Genomic DNA, 15,034 nt, shown 5'->3' on the forward strand with positions numbered 1-15,034 from the left:
GGCGTGGAGCGATGACGGCACTCGCGATCGATCCGTTCCGGGGGCGCGGCGGTCGCCCCTCCTCATGCTGGTGGAGCAGCCGCCGGCGGCGGCGCATCGAGACCCCCGCCCCTGCTGATCGAGCAGCGCCGAGCGGCGGGGCCTCGAGAGCCGTCGGCGCAGACGGGAGCCCGGCCGTGAGCGAGCGCGACGAGCACGCGCGCGGCCGGCGGGAGGGGGCGGAGGCCCTCGCCTACACTGGGGGATCGTGTCAGACAGCAACCCGATCACCGATGAGGCCGTCTCCGCGGCGGTCGCCGACGCCCTCGCCGCCATCGGCGCGGCGGGCGACTCCGCCGCTCTGAAGTCCGCCCGAGCCGCCCACCTCGGCGAGGGGTCCGCCCTCGCCCGCCTCAACGCGCAGATGCGCTCCGTCCCGCCCGAGCACAAGGCGGCGTCCGGCAAGCTCGTCGGCGGTGCCCGCAAGCAGGTGGGCGACGCCTACGCCGCCCGCGAGGCCGAGCTCGTCGAGGCCGAGGACGCGGCCGCGCTCGAGGCCGAGCGCGTGGACGTCACCGCTGGCGCCAGCTTCGTGCGCCGCGGCGCCCGTCACCCTCTCTCGCTGCTCCAGGAGTCGATCGCCGACGTGTTCGTCGGGATGGGGTGGGAGATCGCGGAGGGGCCGGAGCTCGAGAACGAGTGGTTCAACTTCGACGCCCTGAACTTCGACGAGGACCACCCGGCCCGCGCCATGCAGGACACCTTCTTCGTCGATCCCGTCGACTCGCATCTGGTGCTGCGCACGCACACCTCGCCGGTGCAGATCCGCTCGATGCTCGAGCGCCCGCTGCCGCTCTACGTGATCGCTCCGGGCCGGGTGTACCGCACCGACGAGCTCGACGCGACGCACACGCCCGTGTTCACGCAGTTCGAGGGCCTCGCCGTCGACCGCGGCTTGACCATGGCGCACCTGCGGGGCACCCTCGAGCACGTCGCGCGGATCCTGTTCGGCGACGACGCGCGCATCCGCCTGCGCCCGAACTACTTCCCCTTCACCGAGCCCAGCGCCGAACTGGACGTCTGGCACCCGACCTTCGTCGGCGGTGCCCGCTGGATCGAGTGGGGCGGCTGCGGCATGGTCAATCCGAACGTGCTGCGCGCGGCCGGCATCGACCCGGAGGAGTACTCCGGGTTCGCCTTCGGCATGGGGATCGAGCGGACCCTGATGTTCCGCAACGACGTGAAGGACATGCGAGACATGGTCGAGGGCGACGTCCGCTTCAGCGAGCAGTACGGGATGGTGATCTGATGCGCATCCCGCTGAGCTGGCTGGGGGAGTACGTCGACCTCGAGCAGGACGTCACGACGGAGTCCGTGCACGCGGCCCTGGTGTCGGTCGGCCTGGAAGAGGAGGACGTCCACCGCTTCGAGGTGACCGGTCCCGTCGTCGTCGGCGAGGTGCTCGACCTCGCTCCGGAGCCGCAGAAGAACGGCAAGACCATCAACTGGTGCCACGTCCGCGTGGCCCCGGAGGGCGGGCGGGCCGCCGACGGCGGAGAGGACGTCCGCGGCATCGTCTGCGGAGCCCACAACTTCGCGGCCGGCGACAAGGTCGTCGTGTCCCTGCCGGGCGCGGTCCTGCCCGGGCCGTTCCCGATCTCCGCGCGGAAGACCTACGGGCACGTGTCCGACGGGATGATCGCCTCGAGCCGCGAGCTCGGCCTCGGGGACGACCACGACGGCATCCTCCGGCTCGCCTCGCTCGGGCTCGACCCGGAGCCGGGCACGGACGCCGTCGCGCTCCTCGGTCTCGACGACGCCGCGGTCGAGGTCAACGTGACGCCCGACCGCGGCTACGCGTTCTCGATCCGCGGCATCGCCCGCGAGTACGCCCACGCCACCGGAGCCGCCTTCCGCGACCCCGCTCAGGCGCTCCCTCCGCACGAGCGCACGGAGACGGCGCCCGTCTTCCCCGTGTCCGTGGCCGACGAGGCGCCGATCCGCGGCCGTGTCGGCGCCTCCGTGTTCGTCACGCGCGTCGTCCGGGGCGTCGACGTCTCGCGCCCGACGCCGCCGTGGATGCTCGCGCGACTGCGCCTGGCCGGTGTCCGCTCGATCTCGCTCGTCGTGGACATCACCAACTACGTGATGTTCGAGCTCGGCCAGCCGCTGCACGGCTACGACCTGGCGACCCTGCAGGGCGGCATCGTGGTGCGCCGCGCCGCACCGGGGGAGACGCTCGAGACGCTCGACGGCCAGACCCGGCGCCTCCACGCGGAGGACCTCGTCATCGCCGACGACGGCGGGGCGATCGGCCTCGCCGGAGTGATGGGGGGCGCGCGCACCGAGATCTCGGACGCCACCTCCGACGTCCTGCTCGAGGCGGCCAACTTCGACCCGGTCTCGATCGCCCGGACGGCCCGCCGGCACAAGCTGCCGAGCGAGGCGTCGCGGCGGTTCGAGCGCGGCGTCGACCCCGAGGTGGCCTCGGTCGCCGCGGCCCGCGCGGTGCAGCTGCTGGTGGAGCTCGCCGGCGGGACGGCGGACGAGCTCGGCTCGGTCCTCGCCGACCCGCGCACGGCGGAGCCGGTCGAGCTGCCGGACGGCTACGTCGCAGGCCTCATCGGCGTGGAGTACACCCCGGAGGAGATCCGGGGCGCGCTCGTCGAGATCGGAGCCTCCGTCGAGGCCGGCGGAGCGGGCCTGCTGGTGACTCCGCCGAGCTGGCGGCCCGACCTCGTCGACCGCGCCTCGCTCGCGGAGGAGGTCGCCCGCATCACCGGGTACGACCGCATCCCGGCGATCCTGCCCGTCGCACCTCCCGGCCGCGGGCTGACCCCGGGCCAGAGGATGCGCCGCACCCTGGCCCAGGCGCTCGCCGCCGCGGGTCTGACCGAGGTGCTCTCGTACCCGTTCCTCTCCCGCTCGATCAACGACCGGCTCGGCTCGGTCGACGGGACGCCGCAGGAGCAGATCACGCTCGCGAACCCGCTCGACGCGACCGCGGGCCAGCTGCGGATCTCGCTGCTGCCGGGTCTCGTGCAGGTCGCGGCCCGCAACCGCTCGCGCGGGCTGACGGATCTCGCGGTCTACGAGCTCGGCTCCGTCTTCCTCCCGGCCGCCGGCCGCCCGTTCGGCTCGGGGGCGCTCCCCGCGGGCGGGGCGCGTCCGTCCACGGAGGTGGAGGCCGAGCTGAACGCCGGCATCCCGCCGCAGCCCCGGCACCTCGCGGCGCTGCTCGCGGGTGCCGCCGTCGTGCGCCAGCCCGGTGTCGCCGGGCGCGACGTCGACTGGCGCGACGCCCTCGACGTGGTCCGCGAGGTCTCCGCGGCGACCGGCACCGAGCTGGTGCTGCGCCAGGGGGCTCACGCCGCGCTGCACCCGGGCCGCACTGCCGAGGTGGTGCTCGACGGCGCGGTCATCGGCCACGCGGGGGAGCTGCTCCCGGCGCTCGCCGAGGAGCTCGACCTCCCGCGCCGCGTCGCCGTGGTCGAGCTCGACCTCGAACCGCTGATCGCGCGGGCAGGGAGGGTCGTCGTGGCCCGCCCGGTGGGCGCGCTGCCCGCCGCGACCCAGGACCTCTCGCTGGTCGTGCCGGTCGGCACTGCGGCCGCCGACGTGCGCGCCGCCGTCGCCGAGGGGGCGGGTGAGCTGCTCGAGGCGATCCGCCTGGTCGACGACTACCGCGGTACCGGCCTCGCGGAGGGGACGAAGTCGCTGACGTTCGCGCTGCGCTTCCGCGCGCCGGACCGCACGCTCACCGCGGCCGAGGCGACGGCGGCGAAGGAGAGCGGCGTGGCCGTGGCGGCGGAGCGCTTCGGCGCCCGTCTCCGCGAGTGAGCTCGGGGTCCCGACCGGTTCGGCCGGGCGGGGCCCCGCACCCGCACCGGCTAGGCTCTCGGGCATGACTTTCTCCGTGGCGGTGGCCGGTGCGAGCGGCTACGCGGGCGGCGAGCTGCTGCGACTGCTCGCCGACCACCCCGAGTTCGAGGTGCGCACGGTCACGGCGCACGCGAACGCCGGACAGCCTCTCATCGCCGTGCACCCGCACCTGCGCTCGCTCCGCGACCTCGTCCTCGTCGATACGACGACCGGGAACCTCGCCGGGCACGACGTCGTCTTCCTCGCCCTCCCGCACGGGAAGTCGGGCGAGATCACGGCGACCCTCCCCGAGGACGTGCTCGTCGTCGACTGCGGCGCCGACCACCGCTTGACCGACCCGCAGGACTGGGCCGACTACTACGGGGGCGACTTCGCCGGGGCCTGGCCCTACGGGCTCCCGGAGCTGCTGATCGGCGGCGGGGGACGCAAGCAGCGCGAGGCGCTCGCCGGAGTGCGGCGCATCGCCGTCCCCGGCTGCAACGTCACGGCGATCACGCTCGGCCTGGCCCCCGGCCTGCATGCCGGAGTGATCGAACCGTCGGACCTCGTCTCGGTCCTCGCCGTCGGCCCCTCGGGTGCGGGCAAGAGCCTGCGGACCGATCTGCTCGCCAGCGAGCTCCTCGGCTCCGCGCACGCCTACGGCCTCGGCGGAGCGCACCGCCACAATCCCGAGATCCGCCAGAACCTCCTGCTCGCCGGAGCCGGACCCGTCTCGATCTCGTTCACCCCCGTCCTCGTGCCGATGTCCCGGGGCATCCTGGCGACCTCGACCGCGCGCCTCGCCCCCGGCGTCTCCGCGCAGGACGTGCGCGCCGCCTGGGAGACCGCCTACGGCGACGAGACCTTCGTGCAGCTGCTCCCGGAGGGATCCTTCCCCCGCACCGCGGACGTGGTGGGGGCGAACACCGCACTGATCGGCCTCGCCGTGGACGAGCGCGCCCGCCGCGTCGTGGTCGTCTCGGCCATCGACAACCTGGTCAAGGGCACCGCGGGCGCGGCCCTCCAGTCCACCAACATCGCCCTGGGGCTCCCGGAGTCCCTCGGCCTGAGCGTGAACGGAGTCGCGCCGTGAGCGTCACCGCAGCAGCAGGGTTCCGGGCGGCAGGAGTCGTCGCCGGGCTGAAGTCGACCGGAGCGCGCGACGTCGCGCTCGTGCAGAACCTCGGCCCCCTGCAGAGCGCCGCCGCCGTCTTCACGAGCAACCGCTGCAAGGCGAATCCCGTCCTCTGGAGCGAGCAGGTCATGCGCGACGGCGTCGTCTCGGCGATCGTCCTCAACTCCGGCGGTGCCAACTGCTACACCGGCGCTCAGGGCTTCCAGGTCACCCACCGCACCGCGGAGCTCGTGGGCGAGAGCCTCGAGGTGTCCGCCGGAGACGTGCTGGTGTGCTCCACCGGGCTGATCGGCGACCAGCTCGACCTCGCGAAGCTCGCCACCGGCGTGACCGGCGCCTCCGCCGAGCTGGCCGACGGACCCGAGGCGGGCGAGTCGGCCGCCCGCGCGATCATGACCACCGACACGGTCCCGAAGCAGGCGGTCGTGCGCTCCGAGCAGGGCTGGAGCATCGGCGGCATGGCCAAGGGCGCCGGGATGCTCGCACCGGGCCTGGCGACGATGCTGGTCGTGATCACGACCGACGCGGCCCTCGACTCCGCCGCTCTCGACACCGCCCTGCGCGCTGCGACCCGGGTCACCTTCGACCGCCTCGACTCGGACGGCTGCATGTCGACGAACGACACCGTGGCGCTGCTCGCGAGCGGCGCCAGCGGCGTCGAGGCCGACGCCGACGAGTTCGCCCGGGCCCTGACGGCGGTCTGCCGCGACCTCACCCTGCAGCTGCAGGCCGACGCGGAGGGTGCCGCCCACGACGTCGCGATCCGCGTGCTGAACGCTGCGACCGAGGACGAGGCCGTCGTCGTCGCCCGCGCCGTGTCGCGGAGCAACCTCTTCAAGGCCGCGATCTTCGGCAACGACCCGAACTGGGGCCGCGTCCTCGCCGCCGTGGGCACCACCGACGCGCAGTTCGACCCGTACGGCATCGACGTCGCGATGAACGGGGTGCAGGTCTGCCTCGCGGGCGAGCCGCACGCGAGCCGCGACCTCGTCGACCTCGCCCCTCGCGATGTCGCGGTCGACATCGATCTGCACGCCGGCGACGCGACGGCCACGATCTGGACCAACGACCTCACGCACGACTACGTGCACGAGAACTCCGCGTACTCGAGCTGAGGCGGCCATGAGCGACGACACCACCCTCTCGGCCGAGAGCCGCGCCGAGCGCGACGCCGCGCCCGGGAAGGCCGCGACGCTCATCGAGTCGCTGCCCTGGCTGCAGAGCTTCCACGGGCGCACGATGGTGATCAAGTTCGGCGGCAACGCCATGGTGTCGGAGGAGCTGCAGCGCTCCTTCGCCCAGGACATGGTCTACCTGCGCTACGCCGGGATCCGCCCCGTGGTCGTCCACGGCGGCGGGCCCCAGATCTCGCGGATGCTCGACCGGCTCGGGATCGAGAGCGAGTTCCGGGGCGGCTACCGGGTCACGAGCCCCGAGGCGATGGAGGTCGTGCGGATGGTGCTCACCGGCAGCATCAGCCGCGACATCGTCCGCCGGATCAACGAGCACGGCCCCCTCGCCGCCGGGATCTCCGGTGAGGACGCGGGCCTCTTCGTCGGCCGCCGCCGCGGCGTCGTGATCGACGGCGAGGAGCACGATCTCGGACTCGTCGGAGACGTGATCGCCGTGGACCCCGCCGCCGTCCTCGCCCAGCTCGAGGCCGGCCGGATCCCGGTCGTGTCCTCGATCGCTCCCGACTCCGACGACCCCACGCAGTCGCTGAACGTCAACGCCGACGCCGCCGCCGCCGCGCTGGCCGTCGCGCTCGGCGCCGAGAAGCTCGTCATCCTCACCGACGTGGCCGGCCTCTACTCCGACTGGCCCGACCGCGAGTCGCTCGTGTCGCACATCCGCTCGGACGAACTGGCGGCTCTGCTGCCCTCGCTCGAATCGGGCATGATCCCCAAGATGACCGCCTGCCTCGACGCCGTGCGCGGGGGAGTGCCCAAGGCCGCCATCATCGACGGCCGCATCCCGCACTCGATCCTGCTCGAGGTGTTCACCTCGGAGGGCATCGGCACCGAGGTCGTCGCCTCGCTCGACCCCCGCGACCGGGAGCGAATGTCGGGCCGCTGATCCTCAGCGGCCCCGGCTCCGAGCGCCCGTCCCGTCCGGGACGCGCGCACCGTCGGCCCTCGTGGCCGGACCGCTCCGATCGAAAGGCCACCATGTCCACCCCCACGACCGCGTCCCGCACCGGCTCGGCGCGCGACCGCTACTCCGCCGCGATGATGCAGACCTTCGCGCCGCCGCTCGCCGTGCTCGAGCGCGGCGAGGGCTGCCGGGTCTGGGACGTCGACGGGCGGGAGTACCTCGACTTCCTCGGCGGCATCGCGGTCAACTCCCTCGGCCATGCGCATCCTGTGTTCGTCGAGGCCGTGACGCGCCAGGCCGGTGCGCTCGCCCACGTCTCCAACTACTTCGCGACCGCCCCGCAGATCGAGCTGGCCGAGACCCTGCGCCGCCTCACCGGGGCCGGGGACACGGGCCGCGTCTACTTCGCCAACTCGGGCACCGAGGCCAACGAGGCGGCCTTCAAGCTGGCACGGCTGAACGCGGCCGGCGGGCGGCACCGCATCCTGGCGCTGCAGAACGCGTTCCACGGGCGGACGATGGGCGCGCTCGCGCTGACCGGCAAGGCCGCGATGCGCGCGCCGTTCGAGCCGATGCCGGGAGGGGTCGAGCACCTCGAGGCGAGCATCGAGGCCCTCGAGGCGGCTCTCGACGAGTCCGTCGCCGCGGTCGTCGTCGAGCCCATCCAGGGGGAGGCGGGCGTCATCCCGCTGCCCGCCGGCTACCTCGAGCGCGCGCGGGAGCTCACCCGCGAGCACGGCGCGCTGCTCATCGTCGACGAGATCCAGACCGGGGTGGGGCGGACCGGACGCTGGTTCGCGTACCAGGAGGCGGGGATCCTGCCCGATGCCGTCACCCTGGCCAAGGGGCTCGGCGGAGGCTTCCCCGTCGGAGCGCTGGTGACCTTCGGCGAGGCGTCCGACCTCCTGCAGAAGGGCCACCACGGCAGCACCTTCGGCGGCAATCCGCTCGCGACCGCCGTGGCCGGAGCCGTGCTCGCCGAGATCGAGCGCGCCGACCTTCTCGGCAACGCGCGAGAGCGCGGGGCGCAGATCGTCGACGCGCTGACCGCTCTCGACTCGCCCCTGATCGGAGGGCTCCGCGGCGCGGGCCTCCTCCTGGGCGTCGCCCTGACCAGGCCGGTCGCCGCCGAGCTCGCCGCCGCCTGCCTCGACGCCGGCCTGATCGTGAACGCGGCGAACGACTCGAGCATCCGGCTCGCGCCTCCGCTCGTGGTGACCTCCGCCGACGTCGCCGAGTTCGCCGAGCGCTTCGGCCGCGCACTGCAGACCCTCTGACCCCGTACCTCCACCGAAAGCGACCAGCACCGTGACCCGCCACTTCCTCCGCGACGACGACATCACTCCCGCCGAGCAGGCCGAGATCCTCGACCTCGCCCTCGAGCTCAAGCGCGACCGCTTCTCCCGGAAGCCCCTCGCCGGGCCGCAGACCGTCGCCGTGATCTTCGACAAGTCCTCCACGCGCACCCGCGTCTCCTTCGCGGTCGGCATCGCCGATCTCGGCGGCAGCCCCCTGATCATCTCCACCGCGAGCAGCCAGCTCGGCGGCAAGGAGACCGCCTCCGACACGGCACGGGTCCTCGAGCGCCAGGTCGCCGCGATCGTGTGGCGCACCTACGCGCAGTCCGGCCTGGAGGAGATGGCGCGCGGCACGCGCGTGCCGGTCGTCAACGCGCTCTCGGACGAGTTCCACCCGTGCCAGCTCCTCGCCGACCTGCTGACCATCCGCGAGCACCGCGGCCACCTGGCCGGCCTCACGCTCACGTTCTTCGGCGACGGAGCGAGCAACATGGCGCACTCGTACCTCCTGGCGGGAGCCACGGCCGGCATGCACGTCCGCATCGTCTCCCCGGAGTCGTACTCGCCGGACGCGACGGTCCTGGCCGATGCGCAGCGCATCGCCGCGACCACCGGCGGATCGGCGATCACCACGACCGACCCCGACGAGGGCGCGGCCGGCTCCGACATCGTGATCACGGACACGTGGGTGTCGATGGGCAAGGAGGACGAGAAGGCGGCGCGCGTCGCGACCTTCGGCGCCTACCGGGTCGACGCGGCCACGATGGCCGCCGCCGCTCCCGACGCGCTGTTCCTGCACTGCCTGCCCGCGGACCGCGGCTACGAGGTGACCGCCGACGTGATCGACGGCCCGCAGAGCGTGATCTGGGACGAGGCGGAGAACCGCCTCCACGCGCAGAAGGCCCTGCTCGTGTGGCTCCTCGAGCGCGCCGGCACCGCCGACGCCGCTCAGTAGACTCGACAGCCGAACCCGAGGAGAACCATGACGGAACGACCCTCCGCCCGCGCGGGCGAGGCCGGAGCCCTGTGGGGCGGCCGCTTCGCCGGCGGTCCCTCGCCCGAGCTCGCCGCGCTCTCGAAGTCGACCCACTTCGACTGGCAGCTCGCCCCCTACGACCTCGCCGGCTCCCGCGCGCACGCTCGGGCGCTCGCGGGAGCGGGCTACCTCGACGACGCCGAGCTCACCGCGATGCTCGCGGCCCTCGACCGGCTCGAGGCGGCCGTCGCCGACGGGAGCTTCGCCGCCGACGAGTCCGACGAGGACGTGCACGGCGCCCTCGAGCGCGGCCTGATGCTCGAGGCCGGTCCCGAGCTCGGCGGCAAGCTCCGGGCAGGGCGCTCGCGCAACGACCAGATCGCGACCTTCGTCCGGATGTACCTCCGCGACCACGCGGCGCTCGTCTCGGAGCTGGTGGTGCAGCTCATCGACGCCCTCGCCGCGCAGGCGTCGGCGCACCCGTCGGCGATCATGCCCGGGCGCACTCATCTCCAGCACGCTCAGCCCGTGCTCCTCGCGCACCACCTGCTCGCCCACGGCTGGGCGCTGCTGCGCGATCTGGAGCGCCTGCGGGACTGGGCCGTCCGGGCGGACGTCTCGCCCTACGGCTCGGGCGCCCTCGCCGGCTCGACCCTCGGCCTGGACGCCGAGGCGGTCGCCCGCGATCTCGGCTTCGCATCGAGCGTGCCGAACTCGATCGACGGGACGGCCAGCCGCGACCTCGTCGCCGAGTTCGCCTTCGTCAGCGCCATGATCGGGATCGACGTCTCGCGCATCGCGGAGGAGGTCGTCCTCTGGAACACGCGGGAGTTCGCCTTCGTCACGCTCGACGACGGCTACTCGACCGGGTCCTCGATCATGCCGCAGAAGAAGAACCCGGACATCGCCGAGCTCGCCCGGGGGAAGTCCGGCCGGCTGATCGGCAACCTCACCGGGCTGCTCGCGACCCTCAAGGCGCTCCCGCTGGCCTACAACCGCGACCTGCAGGAGGACAAGGAGCCGGTCTTCGACTCGGTGACGACCCTCGAGGTCCTGCTGCCCGCGTTCAGCGGCATGATCGCGACCCTCACCTTCCACACCGACCGGATGGCGGAGCTCGCGCCCCAGGGCTTCTCGCTCGCGACCGACGTGGCCGAGTGGCTCGTGAAGAAGCACGTGCCCTTCCGCGACGCCCACGAGATCACCGGCGAGCTGGTCAAGTTGGCGGAGTCGCAGGGGAGGGGGCTCGAGGATCTCGACGACGCCGCGCTCGCCTCGGTGTCGCCGCTCCTCACGCCCGACGTCCGCTCGGTCCTCAGCATCGAGGGATCGGTGGCGAGCCGAGACGGCGTCGGCGGCACTGCTCCCGACCGCGTCGCGGAGCAGCTCGCCCGGCTGACCGAGCGCGTCCGGGTCGTGCGCGGCTCCCTCCGGGGGGAGCGCCCGTGACCCTTCGAGGAGACCCGGGCGACGACGGCCGTCCGCCGCTGCGCCCCTGGCAGCAGCGGACGCTCGTGATCGTCGCCGCAGTCGTCATCGTCGCGGTGATCGTGATCACCCTCGTGTCGGGCCAGAGCTTCTTCTGAGCGCGGACCTCCCCGATCTCTCGCGCTCGGCCCTCGAGGTGGCACCGGAGCTGCTCGGCCGCGTCCTCCTGCACCGCACGGCGGAGGGAGTGGTCGGCGTCCGGCTGACCGAGGTCGAGGCGTACCTCGGCATGGGTGAGGATCCGGGCTCGCACGCGCACCGCGGACCGACGCCCCGGACGGCTCCCATGTTCGGACCGCCCGGGTCCGTGTACGCGTACTTCACGTACGGGATGCACACCTGCGTGAACATCGTCTGCTCGCCGGCGGGCACGGCGTCCGCCGTGCTGCTGCGCGCCGGCGAGGTCGTCGTGGGGGAGGAGCTCGCGATGCTCCGGCGCGGACCCGTGCGCCACCGGGACCTGGCCCGCGGACCCGCGCGGCTGGCCAAGGCCCTCGGGGTCCGTCTCACCGAGTCGGGCGACCCGCTCGAGGAGTCGTTCGAGCTGCTGCCGGGGGAGCGGCCGTCCTCCGTGGCGGTGGGCCCGCGGACCGGCGTCTCGGGCCCGGGTGGCGGGGACGATTTCCCGTGGCGCTTCAGCATCCCGGGCGACCCCACCGTCTCGCCCTACCGGAGAGCCGTGCCCCGGCGGCGGCCCGGAGCTCAGCCCGCGAGGTAGAGCCGGGCGAGCACGCCGAGAGCCGCCGACCAGGCGAGGCTCGCCAGCGTTCCGATGATGAACCGCTCGCGCGCCTCCGGGGAGGCGAGCTCGCTGAAGCGGCCGACGCCCTTGATCGCTACGACGACCGCGATCCCCTCGGGGAGACCGCTCATCAGTGCGCCGACCGTCGCGATCCGCTCGAGGACCCCGATCGTCGTCCCGCCGCGCAGCACCTCGATCGGCTGGCCGATCGCCGAGGGCGCTCCTCCGGTGGCGGGGCGGGAGGTGCCGGCGACCATGATGCCGCCGTGGCTGCCGCTGCGGGAGTCGGCCGTCGCGAGCCGGAGGGTGAGCAGCACGACCGGCCCGCCGCCCGCGACCGCCAGCGCGAAGGCCAGCACGGCCACCAGGACGGAGTGGATGGGGGGCGCGGACGGTCCGGCGACCGCCGTGAGGAGGAAGGCGGCGGCGGTCGCCGCCAGGGAGATCCAGGCGAGCTGCGGACGGTGCAGGCGCACGGCGAGCACCGCACCGGCGAGGCCGGCGAGCAGCACGAGCACCACGGCCGTCCACGAGGCGGACTGCAGCGCGGAGGCGAGGAGCAGGGTGGGGGATCCGGGGGGTGCCGTCATCGGGGTGTCCTCTCGTCGGTGGGGTCGAGCGTACGGTCGACCACTGTCAGCAGGCGCGCGAGCGCGTCGCGGGCGGGAGCGTCGACTCGGGCGCTCGCCGCGCGGACCCGGAGGCTGACCGCCTGAGGGCTGACGGCGAGGCGCTCGGCCGCGTCCTTCTGGGAGAGGCCGCTCTCGAGCAGGTCGACGATCTGCCAGCCGGCTTCGGAGCGCGCGTCGCGCACCAGGAGGAGCGGATCGATCAGCGCCTGGACGTCCGCCGGTGCAGGGGCCGCCGATCCCGGTGCGTCCGGATCGACACAGAAGCGCGTCGGCCGGCCCTTCGCCGCCTCGACCGCCCGGCGCGCCGCGAAGTACGCCTCCCCGGTAGCCGCTCTCGTGGTCGCGGGGAGCGGCCGGTCGACGGGGCCGATCCCGAGACCGATGCTCCAGTGGCCGGTCCGGTGCAGCTCGAGTACGAGCGCGACGACGGCGTCGGCCCGGTCCAGCACGCACTGGAACTCGTCGCCGGCCGTCCGCTCCGGGGGCAGGACGAACGTCGTCCGACCGTCGTCGACCAGGCTCGCGATCGTCTGGTCCACGCGGTCGTGGTCGTGCCTGCTGTCGCGCTGATCCGCGGTGATGACGAACATTCGACCTCCTCGATCAAGTATCGGCACTTGATAGCCCAGGATCAAGCCTGCATGCTTGACTGGTGAAGACCGGCCGGTCGGCACCGCGGTAGCCTGGTCGGGTGATCGACCAGCACCTCCCCGGGTCCGCGACGAGCCCGCGGCTCGACCCCGCCTTCGACTCCGTGTGGGACGAGCTGGTCTGGCGAGGCTCGGTGCACGTGTCGACCGACGCGGGAGCGCTGCGAGAGCTGCTGTCGGGGGAGCCGATCACCTACTACTGCGGCTTCGACCCGACCGCGCCCAGCCTCCACCTCGGGAACCTGGTGCAGCTGATCGTCATGCGCCGGCTCCAGCTGGCCGGGCACCGGCCGCTCGGGCTCGTCGGCGGCTCGACCGGGCTGATCGGCGATCCGCGTCCGACGGCCGAACGGACGCTGAACTCGCGCGAGACGGTGACCGCGTGGGTCGAGCGCCTCCAGGCGCAGGTGTCCCGGTTCGTCACCGCGGGCGGCGACAACGGGCTGCGCCTGGTCAACAACCTCGACTGGACCGCTCCCCTGTCGGCGATCGACTTCCTGCGAGAGATCGGGAAGCACTTCCGCGTGGGGACGATGCTCAAGAAGGACGCGGTCAGCGCCCGCCTCAACTCCGACGCGGGGATCAGCTACACCGAGTTCAGCTACCAGATCCTGCAGGGACTCGACTACCTGGAGCTCTACCGGCAGTACGGGTGCGTCCTGCAGACCGGCGGCAGCGACCAGTGGGGCAATCTGACGAGCGGAACCGACCTGATCCACCGCACGGAGGGAGTGTCGGTCCACGCGATCGGCACGCCCCTGGTGATGAACTCCGACGGCACCAAGTTCGGCAAGAGCGAGGGCAACGCCGTCTGGCTCGACCCCGAGCTCACCAGCCCTTACGCGTTCTACCAGTTCTGGGTCAACACGGACGACCGCGACGTCGCCGACCGCCTGCGGATCTTCACCTTCCTGCCGCGCACGGAGATCGAGCGGCTCGAGAAGGCCGCCGCCGACGAGCCGTTCCGCCGGGAGGCGCAGCGCGCGCTCGCCTGGGAGGTCACGTCGCTGGTGCATGGAGCGGAGGCGACGCGCTCGGTGATCGACGCGTCCGCCGCGCTCTTCGGCAAGGGCTCGCTCGAGGGGATCGACCCGGTCATCCTCCGCGGCGCGCTGGAGGCGGTGCCCTCGATGGAGGCGACCCGGGAGACGCCGGCGCTGCAGGCGTTCGTCGAGACCGGACTCGTCGCCGGCACGGGGGAGGCGCGGCGAGCGCTCGCCCAGGGCGGGCTCTCGGTGAACAACACCATCCTCCCGTCCGAGACCGTCACCCTCGGCGAGCTCCCCTTGATCGACGGGATCGCCGTGCTCCGCCGCGGCAAGAAGAGCTTCGCCGGGGCCTTCGTCCGCTGATCGCGCGCCCGCTCTAGCCGGGCGGAGCCGGGCGGCGACGGTGCGGGCGGTGGCAGGCGCTCGGTACTCAGTGTCCGGTAGCCGGTAGCCGGTAGCCGGTAGCCGGTAGCCGGTAGCCGGTAGCCGGTAGCCGGTAGCCGGTAGCCGGTAGCCGGTAGCCGGTAGCCGGTAGCCGGTACCCGGTGGCCGGTGGCCGGTGGCCGGTGTCCGGTGTCCGGTGTCCGGTGTCCGGTACCCGGCGTCCGGTGCCCCCCGCCGCGGGGACCTCGGATCGCGACACGCCCGGGACGCAGGCGATTTGCCGCTCGGCCGAGGCCCGACGTAATGTAACTCCTCGTCACCCCAAAGGAGCGGCAAGCGGGAGTCAGGCGCAGAGCGTCGAGACCAGCTGGCCCACCTCAAGCGGGGACCATCCCCTCGCTCCCAGGCCCGTTAGAGATTCGTCTCTTGAAGACTGCGGGATCGCGAGCGTAAGATGCAAAGCCTCCACGGGACACGGTCCCGGCTTCGTCGCAAGGCCTCACGGCCGAGTCGGTGCAGCGGTTCGATCCTCGATCACGCCGCGAACACCACGAAGAAGCCGGACTTGACACGGCCTGCGGATGTGCTAAGTTAGTCGAGTTGCCACGGAGGCGATCAGGACTTCGGTTCTGACAAGCCTAACCGGTCTCGGCAAGCAAGACAAATCGAGTGGCTCTGGCCCTCGCACAGCAAACTTCGATCACTTTCGTTGTGAAGCACCGTTCTGGTGTGGAGGCGGGATGTGTCCGATTCTTGAGAACTCAACAGCGTGCACTATGTTCAATGCCAATTTTATACCCCGGCCT

Annotated in this window: 13 protein-coding genes; 11 read left to right on the forward strand and 2 right to left on the reverse strand. The window is 72.9% G+C overall.

Translation table 11 applies throughout. The features are described 5' to 3' along the window. Nucleotides 1-247: 247 nt before the first annotated feature. The 10 genes from pheS (at nt 248) to C5D44_RS15155 (ending at nt 11,549) form a co-directional block, all read left to right on the forward strand. Nucleotides 248-1,288 carry a phenylalanine--tRNA ligase subunit alpha gene (pheS, locus tag C5D44_RS15115; protein WP_104226313.1) on the forward strand — a complete coding sequence of 347 codons (1,041 nt, stop codon included), beginning with the start codon at nt 248-250 and terminating at the stop codon, nt 1,286-1,288. Further along, a complete protein-coding gene (gene pheT, locus C5D44_RS15120; protein WP_104282134.1) occupies nt 1,288-3,819 on the forward strand; it encodes a phenylalanine--tRNA ligase subunit beta in 2,532 nt (843 codons plus the stop codon). Before pheS ends, pheT begins: the two co-directional genes overlap by 1 nt. A gap of 64 nt (nt 3,820-3,883) precedes the next feature. Beyond that, nucleotides 3,884-4,933: an N-acetyl-gamma-glutamyl-phosphate reductase gene (gene argC / locus C5D44_RS15125; protein ID WP_104276094.1), complete on the forward strand. Its 1,050-nt coding sequence runs from the start codon at nt 3,884-3,886 to the stop codon at nt 4,931-4,933. After that, on the forward strand, nt 4,930-6,090 hold the full coding sequence (argJ, locus tag C5D44_RS15130; protein ID WP_104282135.1) for a bifunctional glutamate N-acetyltransferase/amino-acid acetyltransferase ArgJ: 1,161 nt from the start codon (nt 4,930-4,932) through the stop codon (nt 6,088-6,090). Before argC ends, argJ begins: the two co-directional genes overlap by 4 nt. Nucleotides 6,091-6,097: 7 nt before the next feature. Then, nucleotides 6,098-7,051, forward strand: coding sequence for an acetylglutamate kinase (gene argB / locus C5D44_RS15135; protein WP_104282136.1), 954 nt, complete (start codon nt 6,098-6,100; stop codon nt 7,049-7,051). 92 nt (nt 7,052-7,143) lie between these two features. Further along, a complete protein-coding gene (locus C5D44_RS15140; RefSeq protein WP_104282137.1) occupies nt 7,144-8,346 on the forward strand; it encodes an acetylornithine transaminase in 1,203 nt (400 codons plus the stop codon). A gap of 31 nt (nt 8,347-8,377) precedes the next feature. Next, entirely contained in the window at nt 8,378-9,322 is a 945-nt protein-coding gene (argF, locus tag C5D44_RS15145) for an ornithine carbamoyltransferase (RefSeq protein WP_104276090.1), read from the forward strand. A 27-nt stretch (nt 9,323-9,349) separates the two neighbouring features. Continuing rightward, the gene (gene argH / locus C5D44_RS15150) at nt 9,350-10,792 is read left to right on the forward strand and encodes an argininosuccinate lyase (protein WP_104276089.1); all 1,443 of its coding nucleotides are present in this window, start codon (nt 9,350-9,352) and stop codon (nt 10,790-10,792) included. Then, on the forward strand, nt 10,789-10,929 hold the full coding sequence (locus C5D44_RS18175) for a hypothetical protein (RefSeq protein ID WP_181110170.1): 141 nt from the start codon (nt 10,789-10,791) through the stop codon (nt 10,927-10,929). Before argH ends, C5D44_RS18175 begins: the two co-directional genes overlap by 4 nt. Beyond that, complete coding sequence (locus tag C5D44_RS15155; RefSeq protein WP_104276088.1) at nt 10,926-11,549, forward strand: DNA-3-methyladenine glycosylase; 624 nt, start codon at nt 10,926-10,928, stop codon at nt 11,547-11,549. Before C5D44_RS18175 ends, C5D44_RS15155 begins: the two co-directional genes overlap by 4 nt. Here the strand turns inward: C5D44_RS15155 and C5D44_RS15160 are convergent. Both C5D44_RS15160 and C5D44_RS15165 read right to left on the reverse strand, forming a co-directional pair. Then, nucleotides 11,534-12,163 carry a hypothetical protein gene (locus C5D44_RS15160; RefSeq protein WP_104282138.1) on the reverse strand — a complete coding sequence of 210 codons (630 nt, stop codon included), beginning with the start codon at nt 12,161-12,163 and terminating at the stop codon, nt 11,534-11,536. The genes C5D44_RS15155 and C5D44_RS15160 overlap by 16 nt on opposite strands. Continuing rightward, on the reverse strand, nt 12,160-12,795 hold the full coding sequence (locus C5D44_RS15165) for a DNA-binding protein (RefSeq protein ID WP_104282139.1): 636 nt from the start codon (nt 12,793-12,795) through the stop codon (nt 12,160-12,162). The genes C5D44_RS15160 and C5D44_RS15165 overlap by 4 nt, the downstream gene beginning before the upstream one ends. A 101-nt stretch (nt 12,796-12,896) precedes the next feature. On the opposite strand from C5D44_RS15165, the gene tyrS reads away from it, so the two are divergent. Then, entirely contained in the window at nt 12,897-14,207 is a 1,311-nt protein-coding gene (gene tyrS / locus C5D44_RS15170) for a tyrosine--tRNA ligase (RefSeq protein ID WP_104282140.1), read from the forward strand. Nucleotides 14,208-15,034: the final 827 nt, after the last annotated feature.

It is taken from the genome of Rathayibacter sp. AY1B5, from assembly GCF_002932795.1.
In the GTDB taxonomy this organism is placed as follows: domain Bacteria; phylum Actinomycetota; class Actinomycetes; order Actinomycetales; family Microbacteriaceae; genus Rathayibacter.

Excerpts from the sequence above, each read along its gene's own strand:
- C5D44_RS15165 (WP_104282139.1), bottom strand. The coding sequence starts at position 12,795 with ATGTTCGTCATCACCGCGGATCAGCGCGACAGCAGGCACGACCACGAC.
- argC (WP_104276094.1), top strand. The coding sequence starts at position 3,884 with ATGACTTTCTCCGTGGCGGTGGCCGGTGCGAGCGGCTACGCGGGCGGC.
- argB (WP_104282136.1), top strand. The coding sequence starts at position 6,098 with ATGAGCGACGACACCACCCTCTCGGCCGAGAGCCGCGCCGAGCGCGAC.
- C5D44_RS15160 (WP_104282138.1), bottom strand. The coding sequence starts at position 12,163 with ATGACGGCACCCCCCGGATCCCCCACCCTGCTCCTCGCCTCCGCGCTG.
- pheT (WP_104282134.1), top strand. The coding sequence starts at position 1,288 with ATGCGCATCCCGCTGAGCTGGCTGGGGGAGTACGTCGACCTCGAGCAG.
- argH (WP_104276089.1), top strand. The coding sequence starts at position 9,350 with ATGACGGAACGACCCTCCGCCCGCGCGGGCGAGGCCGGAGCCCTGTGG.
- C5D44_RS15140 (WP_104282137.1), top strand. The coding sequence starts at position 7,144 with ATGTCCACCCCCACGACCGCGTCCCGCACCGGCTCGGCGCGCGACCGC.